Annotated in this window: 7 protein-coding genes; all 7 read left to right on the top strand. The window is 59.8% G+C overall.

Annotation, left to right across the window (positions count from 1 at the left end):
* Window positions 1-99: 99 nt before the first annotated feature.
* The gene (locus tag PMX70_RS05550) at window positions 100-2,865 is read left to right on the top strand and encodes a YhgE/Pip domain-containing protein (RefSeq protein WP_271739827.1); all 2,766 of its coding nucleotides are present in this window, start codon (window positions 100-102) and stop codon (window positions 2,863-2,865) included.
* Window positions 2,866-5,055: a YhgE/Pip domain-containing protein gene (locus PMX70_RS05555; protein WP_271739826.1), complete on the top strand. Its 2,190-nt coding sequence runs from the start codon at window positions 2,866-2,868 to the stop codon at window positions 5,053-5,055.
* 333 nt (window positions 5,056-5,388) lie between these two features.
* The gene (locus PMX70_RS05560) at window positions 5,389-6,372 is read left to right on the top strand and encodes a DMT family transporter (protein WP_271739825.1); all 984 of its coding nucleotides are present in this window, start codon (window positions 5,389-5,391) and stop codon (window positions 6,370-6,372) included.
* Window positions 6,373-6,488: 116 nt separating this feature from the next.
* A complete protein-coding gene (locus PMX70_RS05565) occupies window positions 6,489-7,787 on the top strand; it encodes a M20 family metallopeptidase (protein ID WP_271739824.1) in 1,299 nt (432 codons plus the stop codon).
* 122 nt (window positions 7,788-7,909) lie between these two features.
* Window positions 7,910-8,329, top strand: a complete 420-nt coding sequence (locus PMX70_RS05570; protein WP_271739823.1) for an MFS transporter — start codon at window positions 7,910-7,912, stop codon at window positions 8,327-8,329.
* A gap of 192 nt (window positions 8,330-8,521) precedes the next feature.
* Window positions 8,522-9,835 (top strand): histidine--tRNA ligase, encoded by a 1,314-nt coding sequence (gene hisS / locus PMX70_RS05575; protein ID WP_271739822.1) that lies wholly within the window; start codon window positions 8,522-8,524, stop codon window positions 9,833-9,835.
* A gap of 256 nt (window positions 9,836-10,091) precedes the next feature.
* Window positions 10,092-12,905, top strand: coding sequence for a phosphoenolpyruvate carboxylase (locus PMX70_RS05580; protein ID WP_416378135.1), 2,814 nt, complete (start codon window positions 10,092-10,094; stop codon window positions 12,903-12,905).
* Window positions 12,906-13,271 lie beyond the last annotated feature (366 nt).

The following is a 13,271-nucleotide window of genomic DNA, read 5'->3' on the forward strand; positions in this document are numbered from 1 at the left end:
GCAAAACTCAACACCATTGTGCTTTGAGACGTTAAAGCGCCTACTACAATGGTTGTCGATAGTACGATTCGATTTAACGACAGGATGGATGGTCCAAGCGTGAGTCTCGGCAGCAAACTATCCAATGCAAAGGTGTCCTTTGCGATATTTAAGCGCGACATTAAGCGACTGCTTGTGAACCCCGTCGCCCTGGTGGTTACCCTAGGCGTGTGCGTTATTCCCTCGCTGTATGCCTGGTATAACATCGTGGCAAACTGGGATCCGTATGGAAACACCCAAGGCATCAAGATTGCTATCGCCAACAACGATCGAGGCACCCAAAACGACTTGGTGGGTGAGCTCAACGCTGGCGACAAAGTGGTCGACCAGCTCAAGGAGAATCATCAGTTGGGCTGGACGTTCGTCGACTCGACGGCCGATGCCAAGGAGGGCGTCGAGAGCGGCGAGTACTATGCCGCTATCGTGATTCCCAAGAACTTCTCGGATAACCTGGTTTCGATGCTCGACGGCAACTACCATCAGCCCAAGCTCACGTACTACGTCAATGAGAAGAAGAGCGCCATTGCGCCCAAGGTTACCGATACCGGTGCAAACACCATCGAGGAGCAGATCAACTCGGAATTTGTCTCTACGGTAGGCAAGACTGTTGCCGGTATCGCCAAGGATGCCGGAGTCGATTTAAAGGACAAGGCAACCCAGACTCAGGATTCGTTGGCCGGTTCGGTATCAGAGGCTTCCGATACGTTGGGCGAAGTGCGTGATTCGATTGGCGACATGAATGCCGCCATCGATAAGACGAGTGGTTCCATTGCCTCGGCAGATGCGGCACTTGCCGGTCTGCAGGGTCAGGCGCCGTCGCTGACGCAGGCGATCTCCCAGGGCAATGACCTGCTGGGCGAGGCTCGCGCCACGGCGGGCAACTCTGTCGCCTCGCTCTCCAAGGCGCTCTCGGAAGGCAGCCTTGCGCTCACCAAGACGTCAGCCTCCGCAAACGCTGCGATTGGCAAGCTGACGGGCACGGTCGCATCTACGACTACCCGTATCGACAACTCGCTTGAGTCTCTCCAAGCGACGATCGACCACAATAAGGCCGTTATCGGGCACTTGGAAATTCTCGTCAATGACACGTCGACAGGTTCCAAGGAAATTGACGCGCGCATTGTATCGATCATCGATTTGCTCCGCGAGCAGAATGAAAAGCTTCAGAGCATCAAGGACGGTCTGTCTGCGCAGTCGAGCGCCATGGCGAATGACGCTGCGGCTGTCTCGGGTGCCAGCGACGCTATCAATAATGCAATTCAGACCGGTGCGACCAACCTTGGCCAGGCTCAGACGGACCTGGGTCAAAACGCGCTGCCGAAGGTCTCGAGCGCACTTGATTCGTTTGCCGCCGTCTCGGGTGATCTGACGGGAATCGTGTCTGGCCTCACGCCTACTATTGCAAGTGCGCGCGGTACACTTTCGCAACTCAACGCCACGCTCGGTCAGGCCAAGACCACGCTGTCCCAGACCGATGCCTCGCTTGCCAAGGTCCAGGACAAGCTCGCAACCGCCGCCAACGACATCGCGGCGCTACAGACCTCCGAGTCCATGGGCGAGCTGGCCGGCCTGATGGGCGTCGACGTCGATGATGTTGCAGACTTCATGGCATCTCCGGTCGAGCTGACCTCAAAGTCAATTTACCCGGTCAAGAGCTTTGGTTCGGGCATTGCCCCGTTCTATACCAATCTGGCGCTGTGGGTGGGCGGCTACGTGCTTATCGCCATCTACAAGCTCGAGGTCGACCGCGAAGGCATCGGCAGCTTTACCGCGCGTCAGGGCTACTTTGGCCGCTGGTTGCTCCTGGTGATCCTGGGCGCGTTGCAGGCCATCATCGTTACGGTAGGCGATCTGGTGATCGGCGTGCAGTGCGTCAGCCCGCTGCTGTTCGTGCTGGGCGGCATCGCCATCTCGTTCACCTACGTCAATATCATCTATGCGCTGTCCACCACGTTTAAGCATATCGGCAAGGCTATCGGCGTCATTCTGGTTATCGTGCAGATCCCGGGTTCGTCGGGCATGTACCCCATCGAGATGATGCCAGGCTTCTTCCAGTGGCTGCACCCGCTGCTGCCCTTTACCTACGGCATCAATCTGCTGCGCGAGACGGTCGGCGGCATGTATTCGTTCAACTACCTGTTTAACCTGTGCATTCTGGGCGTGTTCTTGATCGTGGCGCTCTTTATCGGCCTGCAGCTGCGTCCGCTGCTGCTCAACCTTAACCTGCTCTTTGATAAACAGCTCTCCACGACCGGTATGATGATTTGCGAGTCCAACGACCTGCCGCGCCAGCGCTACTCGCTGCGCACGGCCATGCGCGTCATGCTCGATTCCGATTCGTACCGTCGCGAACTGCTCGATCATGCGGTCGCCTTTGAACATCGCTACCCGTACTACATCAAGGGCGGTTTTGCCGCCGTGGTGGGCGTTCAGGTCCTGCTCTTTGTCCTGTCGACGGTTCTCGATATCGACAATAACGGCAAGATCATCCTGCTTGTCATTTGGATCATCTCGGTTATTGCCATCTGCGGCTGGCTGATCAATATCGAATATATCCGAGCGAGCCTCAATACCCAGATGCGCATCTCGGCGCTTTCGGATGAGGACCTGCGTCGCGAGATGCGCGAACACACGGCCGCCATTCCTGCCGCCCGCCACATGTTTGGCCTCAACGCCAGCGAGCGTGGTGCCAAGGGCGGCGATCAGTCCACGGGCCGCTTGCCGCATATCGGCTCGCACCATAAATCTCAGGGCAGCGACAGCACAGCCACAAATGATGGAGATACCACCGCGCTTGGCAAGCACTCCAAAGGAGGTGAGGCATAAATGAAGAACATCCTGCATCTGTTTAAGCGCGATGTCCAAAACGTGTCTCGCTCCGTGATCGGCTTGGTTGTCGTGATGGGCCTCATTATCGTACCGTGTCTGTACGCGTGGTTTAACATCGCCGGCAGCTGGGATCCGTACGGCAACACCGGCAATCTTAAGATCGCCGTGGTCAACACCGATGAGGGTTACGAGAGCGATTTGATCCCCGTCGAGGTTAACGTGGGCGAAAACGTGACCGCCACCCTACGCGGCAACGAGAGCTTCGATTGGGTTGTGCTCAACAATCGCGAAAAGGCTATCGAGGGCGTTAAGTCGGGCGCGTACTATGCTGCCGTCGTTATCCCCAAAACGTTTAGCGCTGACATGATGACGCTTTTCTCGACCGACGTGAAACACGCCGATATCGAGTTTTACGAGAACCAGAAGGCCAACGCCATTGCGCAGATCGTGACCGAGAAGGGTTCGAGTGCCGTTCAGAGCCAGGTTAACGAAACTTTTACCGAGACCATTACGAGCATCGGTCTTAAGACGGTGTCCAGCCTGCTCGATTACATGAGCACCGACCAGGTCAGCAACTTTATCGCCAATCTGTCCTCTATGCTGGGCGATTCGGTCGAGGACCTGCAGGACGTTCAGGCGAGCGCGACGTCGCTTGCGGGCATTTTGAGCTCTACGTCCGATTCACTGACATCGGCGGGCGGCATGCTCAAGCAGACGGGCACCGTTGATGAGTCGACGAAGCAGCTGATGGAGCACGCCAAGAGCGGCATCAATGATTCCAAGGAAGCGCTCAAGGCCGCCAACGATGCCGTTAACGCGGCGATTGACGGAAGCGCGGGTTCGTTCGACAACGTCTCCGCCGAGCTTGCGAAGGCATTCGACGCAGCGAATCAGCATGTTGACCTTACGGTATCTCAGCTCAACGAAGCCGCGGCGGCACTCAATACGCGTGCTGACGATATCGATGCGATGGCCGATCGGCTCCGCAACCTAGCCGACCAGGTGAGTGATGACAAGCTCAAAGACGGCCTCAAGTCCGCTGCGACGTCGCTGGGCAGAATTGCCGTGGAGTACCGCAACAATGCGAAAGACCTGACGGCGACCGCAAAGTCCCTTTCGGACAGCATGGCGGAGGTCAACAACTCGCGTGCCGAGGTCGACCAGGCCATCGCCGATGCCAAGGCGGGTATCTCGGGTGCCAAGACTGACTACGACTCTACGTTTTCGGTCAAGGCCAAGGAGCTCAAGAAGACCATTTCGGGCGTTCTGGATTCCCTGAACGGTATCTCGGGTGACCTAGATAGCGCCGTGAGCGGTCTGACCGACGCCTCTGGTTCGCTCGCGAAGGGTCTCTCCAAGGCTGCAAGGCTCGTCAACAAGGCTTCCGATCAGCTGGGTGAGGCATCGGACAAGATTAGCGCGTTCAAGGACGAGCTCGACGGTGCCCTTATGTCGGACGATCTGGCCACGATCAAGACGATGATCGGCAACGACCCCGATGGCCTCGCCGTGTCGCTTTCCGGCCCCGTTGCGCTCGATCGCAAGCCGGTCTATCCGATCCGCAACTACGGCTCGGCCATGGCGCCGTTCTACACGATTTTGTCGCTGTGGGTGGGCTCGATTGTTCTGGCGGCCATGATGAAGGTCTCGGTTGACGATGAGCTCATCAACGAACTCATTCCCGTGCGCTTGCACGAGATCTACCTGGGCCGTTATCTGTTCTTTGGCGGTCTGGCCTTGCTGCAGGCAACGCTCGTGTGCGCGGGCGACATTCTGTTCTTTGGCATCCAGTGCGACAACCCCCTGCAGTTTGTGCTTGCCGGCTGGGTCGCGAGCCTCGTGTTCTCCAATATCGTCTACACGCTCACGGTATCGTTTGGAGATATCGGCAAGGCCCTCGCCGTCGTGCTGCTGGTCATGCAGGTCGGCGGTTCGGGCGGTACGTTCCCCATCGAGATGACCGGTCCCGTGTTCCAGGCGATCTATCCGTTCCTGCCGTTTACCCACGGCATCAACGCCATGCACGCCGCCATGGCCGGTGCCTACCATATGGAGTACTGGATTGAGCTGGGCATTCTGGCGAGCTATCTGATTCCGTCGCTGGCCCTGGGCGTCGTCTTCCGCCGCCCGGTTATCAAAGCCAACGACTGGATCATCGAAAAGCTGGAGTCAACCAAATTAATCTAGTTACGCGGTTTTACCAAACCGCGTAACGGCTCGACGCTGCAAACGCCCCTAAGCGGCAATCTGACGTTCAATTTCAAGGGCGCGACCAGAAGGTCAGCGCCCTTTCATTTCACGTCACCTTGCTCGCTTAGGGTCGTTTTCGCTGACATTGCCGGACCATCGAGGTTCACTTTGCCGACGCTTTAGTGGGCTGGATTGCGATGCAGCGTTGATTGTTGCTACAGTAGCGGGGCGTGCCGGGGGTCCGGTGCGCCCCGTTTTTATTTGACCATGAGGCGGCACGCAGCCATACGCGTGCGGACACCACGCCCAGATTGAGTGCGAGGATGTTCCATGGCCCAATACGCTGCCAACGAAATCGAAAACTTGCCCGATAGCCCTGTAGCCCGTGAAGACCTGGGCGCGGGCGGCACCTTCCGCGGCGCCGGCGCACGCTCTCCGCTGTTCTGGAAGGTTCTGCTCCTTTCGGTGGCGGTCATCTGGGGCTACTCCTTTACCACTATGAAGGACGCACTCGGCACCATTCCGGTGTTCGCGCTGCTCTATGTACGCTTTCTGCCCGCAGCGTTGGTCATGTTTGCCGTCTTCCACAAGCGCATCATTGCACATTTCAACGCTCGCAACCTGATCGTTGGCCTGAGTATGGGCGTGCTCATGTGGGCGGCCTATGCGTTGCAGACGGTCGGTCTGGCACATACTACGGCGGGCAAGAATGCTTTTTTGACGGGCACGTACTGCATCCTTGTGCCGTTCGCGAGCTATTTTCTGAGCGGCGAAAAACTCACCCGCTATAACCTGGGCGCGGCACTGCTGTGCTTGGCGGGCATTGGTTTGGTGGCGCTCGATAGCGTTGAATTCAACATCGGTGACGTCATTACGCTGGCGGGTGCGGTCTTTTTCGCCATCCAGATGGCGGTGACCGCCAAGTACGGTCGCAAAATGGACATCAACGTCATCACGTTTTGGATGTTTGTGGGCAACGGCGTGCTGAGCCTGGCAACGTCGCTGCTATTCGAGACCCAAGCGCCTCTGTCCGTGTGGACGCCGAGCTTTATCGGCGTGATGGCCTTTCTATCGGTGGGCTGTACGTGTGTGGCTCTGCTCATCCAAAACGTCGGCTTGGCGCACGTTCCGGCCTCGACGGGTTCATTGCTCCTATCGATGGAGTCCCCTTCGGGCGTGTTGTTTTCGGTGCTGCTGATGGGGGAGGCGCTTACCTCGCGTCTGCTCGCCGGCTTCGTCCTCATCTTCTTGTCGATCGTCTTGAGCGAGACACATTTCGATTTTTTGCGCCGAAATAATTGCGCGCAATTGTAAACAACTTGTTGCGCCGCCCTTCTGGGGCGGCGTTTTTTATGTAACGCCCTTACAGTTATGCCTTGCACTTTAGACCATCAAAGTGTTTGCTGCACAAATAATACTGGAGGGCATTTATGGCACCAGCTCAGTCCGATTTTCAACCGCAACCAGCGCCCAAGGCCACCCCGGCAGCGCAAGCCGCTATCGGTGACGGTCTTGTTGCCGAGGCTCAAGCTTTTGCCGACAAGCTTGCTGCGTGGCGCCACGACCTGCACCAGACGCCTGAGTTGGGCAATCGCCTTCCGCAAACCTCTGCGTATATCCAGGCACGTCTGACCGAGATGGGCATCCCGTTTGCCACGCTCGTCGACGGCTCCTGTGTTGTGGGCCTCATCGGTGCCGGTGCGGCCGTGGCGGCCCAGGGCAACGGTACGTGCACGGACGATCAGGCCGGCACGGTCATCATGTTGCGCGGTGACATGGATGCCCTTCCCGTCGCGGAAGAGTCGGGCGAGTCTTTCGCCTCTGTCAACGGCTGCATGCATGCTTGCGGCCACGATATGCATGCGACGGCCCTGCTTGGTGCCGCCCGCCTGCTCAAGGCTCGCGAGGCCGAGCTTGCCGATGCCAATTCCACGGTTAAGCTGCTGTTTCAGCCGGGCGAGGAAACCTTTGAGGGTGCCCGCGCTGCCATTGCCGACGGCCTTCTGCAGAACCCGCGTCCCCAGGCGGCTTTCGCCATGCATGTTAACAGCCAATCGCCGCTCGGCCTGGTGCTCTATGGAAGCCCGGCGCTTTCGGGCGTGTACGGTTTCCGCATTACACTGCAGGGCAAGGGCGGCCATGGCTCGAGCCCCGAGATCTGCATCGACCCCATCACGGCCGGCGTCCATGTGCATCTGGCGCTTCAGGAGCTCATCTCCCGCGAGGTGCCGGCGGCCAAGGAGGTCGCGCTTACCGTTGGCAAGTTCGCTGGCGGTCAGGCCGCAAATGTCATCCCCGACACTTGTGTGCTCGAGGGAACGCTGCGTGGCTTCGATGTCGAGCTCATGGCGCATCTTAAGAGCCGCATCGCCGAGGTCGTCAATGGCGTCGCGGCAACGTATCGTACGCCGGCGACCATCGAGACGCTCTCGGATGTTCCGCCACTCGTACTCGATGACGATATGACCCAGGCATCGCTGGGCTATGTGGGTGCGACATTGCCCAAGGCAGCTTTCCTGCCGTTGTTCCACGCCATGGCGAGCGAGGACTTTGCGCTTATCTCGAGCGAGATCCCGAGCGCGTACTTTACCGTGGGCGCCGCTGTAACCGATACGGATGAGCATTTTGCCCAGCACCATCCCAAGGCGCGCTTTGACGATGCCGAGCTGCCGCTTGGTGCCGCGGCCTATACCGCCGTCGCTTTGGGCTATATCGCCGACCACCGGTAGCACCCAACCTTGCCTTTCAAGCCTGCGGGCATGGCCGTAAGGCCTATGCCCTTGTCTTTCAAGGCAATCTTGGGCACTACCGGCCCCCGGCGCAGGCTATTCGTCTGTTTAAAAGGAGCGGTATGTCCCGGCAGCATAAATACTTCCCCGGTTGGCTCGTCGTGGCCTCCGTCTTTGTCATCATGGCCACGTGCTACACGATTTTCGTTAACTGCATGAGCCTGTTCCAGCCGCTCATCGTAAGCGACCTCGGGATCACGCTTGCCCAGTACAACATCTCCAACGCCATCTCCACCGTGGTGGGCGTCATCGGCTCACTTGTCATTGGCCATGTTGCCGATAAAGTAAACGGCCGCGTTTTGGGCTCCCCCACCGTTATCGCCACCTCTGCCGTTCTTGCCGGCATGAGCTTTGCCGGTGAGCTATGGCAGGTCTACGTGCTCTTTTCTGTTCGCTCCGTTCTGTCCGTGGCTGCCCTGGAAGCCGAATGGATGCTCGTACCATCATTCGGTTTCCAAGGCGGCCACGGGCCTACGAAATGATCCGTTTTCCTCCGTCCCCAACAGATCACGTAATCCGAAGGGGACGGAGGAAAACGGATCACAAACAGCGGCGGTGCGTCTGGCCGAACGAGTCCCCATACCCTCGTTCGGTCAGACGCGCCGCCGCGTTGCTGCTTTGTGCCGTATAATGTCCACTACCTATGACGCGATACAAAAGAAAGGTGTTTGCCCATGCAGGCACAGAAGGCGGAGGGAACCCGCGACCTTATCGGCGCCGAGATGCGCGCTTGGCAAAAGATGCAGCAGATTGCGGCCGGCGTATTCGAGCCGTTTGGCTTTAAGCCTATCGAGACGCCCGCGATCGAGCAGGTGGACGTCTTTGTCCACGGCATCGGCCAGTCGACCGACGTTGTGCGCAAGGAGATGTTCCGCGTCTTTAGCGGCGCCAACCTGGAGCGCGTCTTTACCGAAGGCACCGACACCAAGCTCAAGCCCAAGCAGCGCCTGGCCCTTCGTCCCGAGGGCACGGCCGGTGTGGTGCGCGCCGTCGTGGAGAACAACCTGGTGCCCCAGGGCTCCACGCCGTTTAAGGCTTACTACGCCGAGGCCATGTTCCGTGGCGAGCGTCCCCAGAAGGGTCGCCTGCGCCAGTTCCATCAGGTGGGCATCGAGTGGCTCGGCGCTCCCGATCCGGCTGCCGACGCCGAGTGCATCATCATGCTCATGGAGTTCTACAAGCGCCTGGGCTTCGATCTTTCCAAGCTCCGTCTGCTCATTAACTCGATGGGCGATGCCCAATGCCGTCCGGCCTATCGCGAGCAGGTCAAGCAGTTTATCCTCGATCACGCCGACGAGATGTGCGACGAGTGCCGCGAGCGCGCCGAGCTCAATCCGCTGCGCGCCTTCGACTGCAAGAACGACCACTGCCGCGAAATCATGGCCGACGCACCGCTGATGGGCGACAACTTGTGCGATGAGTGCCGCGAGCACTACGAGCAGGTCAAGCGCTATTTGGATGCGGCGGGTATCGAGTATGTCGAGGATCCCACCCTGGTGCGTGGCCTTGACTACTACACCCGTACCGTCTTTGAGGTCGAGGCTCCCGGCGCCGGCGTCGGCTCCATCGGCGGCGGTGGTCGCTACGACGGCCTGGTCGAGCTCGAGGGTGGTAAGCCCACGGCAGGCGTCGGCTTTGCCGTCGGTTTTGAGCGCGCCCTGCTGGCCCTGCAGGCCTTTGGCAGCGATTTGGGTGCCGATGAGGCCCCGTGCGTCTATGTCGCCAATGCCGGCAAGGAACTGCGCCAGAACGTCTTTGCCATTACGCAGGAGCTTCGCGCCGCAGGTATCGTGACCGAGGCCGACTATCAGGGCCGTTCGCTCAAGGCTCAGTTTAAGCAGGCCGATAAGGTAGGCGCCAAGCTCATCCTGGTCCTGGGCGGCGACGAGCTTGCCGCCGGCAAGGTCAAGGTGCGCGACATGGAGAGCCATGAAGAGGTCCTTGCCGATCTGGCCAACGTCGTCGAGGCGGTTCGCGAGCGCCTGTAGCGCATCTTTTTGAGCTGCGGACCCGCTAACATGTCCCGCTCGCGGCGAGCGATTGTTACGGGGGTGTTTCGCTTTTATGCGGAATGCCCCCGTTTGCGTATGCCGCCCACCGAGAAATACGACCATTTAGGGCAAAACCCTTGCAATGCAGAAAATACTTTTGTGTGGTAAAGCGCAATCAGCGCCGAAAGTTTTTGCCGAGTGCCTATAATGAATATCGCATGTTACGTGCATAGAAGGAGGAATGGGAGGAAACGTGGCTGAGAACCTAAGCAACCAGTCTGTACCCGAAGCCGCGGCGCGCGTCGCTGCCGTGGTCAACCGCCTCGTTAACCGAATCGGCTCGAATGCCGAGTCCAGGGAGCGTCTCGCCGAGATCGAGATCCCCGAGGAGCTGCGCGATAATCTGGCGCTGTTCCTGCGCCTGGAGCGTCGTGTGCTTAGCGAGTATGATCCCGAGATCGCGGACCTGTTCGACAAGATCCTGTCGGCCGAGATTGTGGTCAATGCCGGCAACCCCGGTACCCGCGCTGCCGACGAGGCCGTCGACGAGCAGGGCGTGCCCACCGCCGACGAGCCCACCGCCGTGGCATTTCGTGAGGTCGTCGATCTGATCGACAGCCTGCCGCTCGATAAGCAGCAGGTCATTGTCCGCGCCTTTACGAGTTTCTTCCATCTGGCAAACCTGTCGGAGGAGAACTACCGTGTGGCGCAGCTGCGCGAGCGCGAGGCCGGTGCGTCGACCGATACCGAGGTCGATCCCGCCAACGAGCTCACCGTCGCCTATCACCAGCTGGTGAATGAGCTGGGCGTCGAGGGCGCCAACGAGCTGCTCGGCAAGCTCGAGTTCCACCCCGTCTTTACCGCGCATCCCACCGAGGCCCGTCGTAAGGCCGTCGAGGGCAAGATTCGCCGTATCTCTAACCTGCTGGAGGAGCGTCCGCGTCTGGGCGGCTCCGACCTGGTGGAGAACGAGCGCCATATGCTGCAGGAGATCGACGCCCTGGTGCGTACGAGCCCCATCGCGCTCAAGAAGCCCACGCCGGTCGAGGAAGCCGATACCATCATCGACATCTTCGATAACACGCTGTTCGACGTCATCCCCGTCATCTATCGTCGCTTTGACGACTGGGTGCTGGGCGACAAGGCCGGTACCGTGCCGCCGCTGTGCCCGGCGTTCTTCCATCCCGGCAGCTGGATCGGTTCCGACCGCGACGGTAACCCCAACGTCACCGCCAAGGTGAGCCGTGAGGTCGCCGCCAAGTACTTCACTCACATGGTGCTCAAACTCGAGGACAAGTGCCGCCACATTGGCCGCAACCTCACGCTCGAGGCCACCTACAGCAAGCCGTCTGCCGAGCTCATCAACCTGTGGAACCATCAGGTCGAGATGAGCCCTCGGTACACGGCCCGCGCCGAGCTGATCTCCGAGCACGAGCCGCATCGCGCCGTCATGCTTGTCATGGCCGACCGTCTGAACGCCACCGTGCGCCGTATCACCGACACCATGTACCACAGCGCCGATGAGTTCCTGGAGGACCTGCGCGTCGTCCAGCGCTCGCTGGCCGCCTGCGGTGCCGTCCGTGCTGCCTACGGCCCGGTCCAGACCATCATCTGGCAGGTCGAGTCCTTCGGCTTCCATATGGTCGAGATGGAGTTCCGTCAGCACTCCGTGGTGCACGCCCGCGCCCTCAAGGATATCCACGAGAACGGTATCCATGGCGACCTGCAGCCCATGACGCGCGAGGTCATCGATACCTTCCGCGCTATCGGTTCCATCCAAAAGCGCTACGGCAAGAAGATGGCGCACCGCTACATCATCTCGTTTACCAAGAGCGCCCAGCATGTGGCCGACGTCTTTGAGCTTGCCCACCTGTCCTTTGCACACGAGGAGGATGTCCCCGAGCTCGACGTGATCCCGCTGTTCGAGCAGCTCGAGGACCTCGAGGGCTGCGTCGACGTGCTCGACCAGATGCTTACGCTGCCTGTGGTGCAAAAGCGCCTTGCCCAGACCAACCGCCGCATGGAGGTCATGCTGGGCTATTCCGACTCCTCCAAGGATGCCGGTCCTACCACGGCCATGCTCGCGCTGCACTCCGCGCAGGAGCGCATTGCCAAGTGGGCCGAGAAGAACGATATCGACCTGGTGCTCATGCACGGTCGCGGCGGTGCCGTGGGCCGTGGCGGCGGCCCGGCCAACAAGGCCGTGCTGGCGCAGCCCAAGGGTTCGGTCAACTGCTTCTTTAAGCTCACCGAGCAGGGCGAGGTCATCTTTGCCCGTTACGGCAACCGCACGCTGGCTCAGCGCCATGTTGAGTCCGTTGCCGCCGCAACGCTTTTGCAGTCGGCCCCGAGTGTCGAGAAGACCAACACAGAGACCACGCAGAAGTTCTGGGATATGGCCGAGAAGCTTAACGCTGCAAGTCACGAGCGCTATCTGGACCTGCTGAACACCGAGGACTTTACACCGTGGTTCTCGACCGTGACGCCGCTGACCGAAGTCGGTCTGCTGCCGATCGGCTCGCGTCCCGCTAAGCGCGGCCTGGGCGCCAAGTCGCTCGACGACCTGCGTACCATTCCGTGGATCTTCAGCTGGAGCCAGGCACGCATTAACCTGGCCGCTTGGTATGGCCTGGGCACCGCCTGCGAGCAGCTGGGCGACCTTGACCAGCTCAAGGCTGCCTACCAGGAGTGGCCGTTCTTCCGCACCTTTATCGACAACATCGAGATGTCGATCGCCAAGACCGATCAGCGCATCGCCAAGATGTATCTGCACCTGGGCGATCGCCAGGATTTGTCCGAGAAGGTCTTCACCGAGATGCAGCTCACGCGTAAGTGGGTCCTTGCCATCGTCGGTGACGAGTGGCCGCTGCAGCGCCGCCGCGTGCTCGGTTGCGCCGTCCGCGTGCGCAACCCCTACGTCGACGCCCTGTCCATCGCCCAGGTCCGCGCCCTTCGCGAGGTGCGTATGAACCAGGACGAGATGGCCGAGGAGAAGAAGGCCGAGTACATGAGCCTGATTCTTTCGACTGTGACCGGCGTCTCGGCAGGTTTGCAGAACACGGGGTAATCGATAGCCCTGTAGCTCTCACCGGGACCCGATGGGTTTCCCTCTGAATGCGTCCTCGCACTTGAAGCCCCCTTATCCTACTCCTTCGGAGCTGCGGATAAGGGGGCTTCGTGCTGCGGAATGCATTCAGAGGGAAACCCATCGGGTCCCTTCGTCCTCGGTCTTCGGGGATTACAGCTGAGGGGAGAATGGCGCGCTTCGCGCTTAATGTGGGGTGCGGCGAGGGCTTCTTGCGTCCTGCGGAGTGTGCCTAAAAGTAAACTGATGGCGGGCCCTGCGATGTCCGGTCTTCGGCGGATTACTGGCTGGTGGAATAATGGCGCGCTCCGTGCACTTTGATGGGGCTTCGTGCTGCGGAATGCATTC

This window comes from Collinsella aerofaciens, from assembly GCF_028206795.1.
GTDB classification, from domain to species: domain Bacteria; phylum Actinomycetota; class Coriobacteriia; order Coriobacteriales; family Coriobacteriaceae; genus Collinsella; species Collinsella aerofaciens_AX.

Coding starts and splice junctions, on each gene's coding strand:
- PMX70_RS05555 (WP_271739826.1), top strand. CDS start 2,866: ATGAAGAACATCCTGCATCTGTTTAAGCGCGATGTCCAAAACGTGTCT.
- PMX70_RS05560 (WP_271739825.1), top strand. CDS start 5,389: ATGGCCCAATACGCTGCCAACGAAATCGAAAACTTGCCCGATAGCCCT.
- PMX70_RS05565 (WP_271739824.1), top strand. CDS start 6,489: ATGGCACCAGCTCAGTCCGATTTTCAACCGCAACCAGCGCCCAAGGCC.
- PMX70_RS05570 (WP_271739823.1), top strand. CDS start 7,910: ATGTCCCGGCAGCATAAATACTTCCCCGGTTGGCTCGTCGTGGCCTCC.
- hisS (WP_271739822.1), top strand. CDS start 8,522: ATGCAGGCACAGAAGGCGGAGGGAACCCGCGACCTTATCGGCGCCGAG.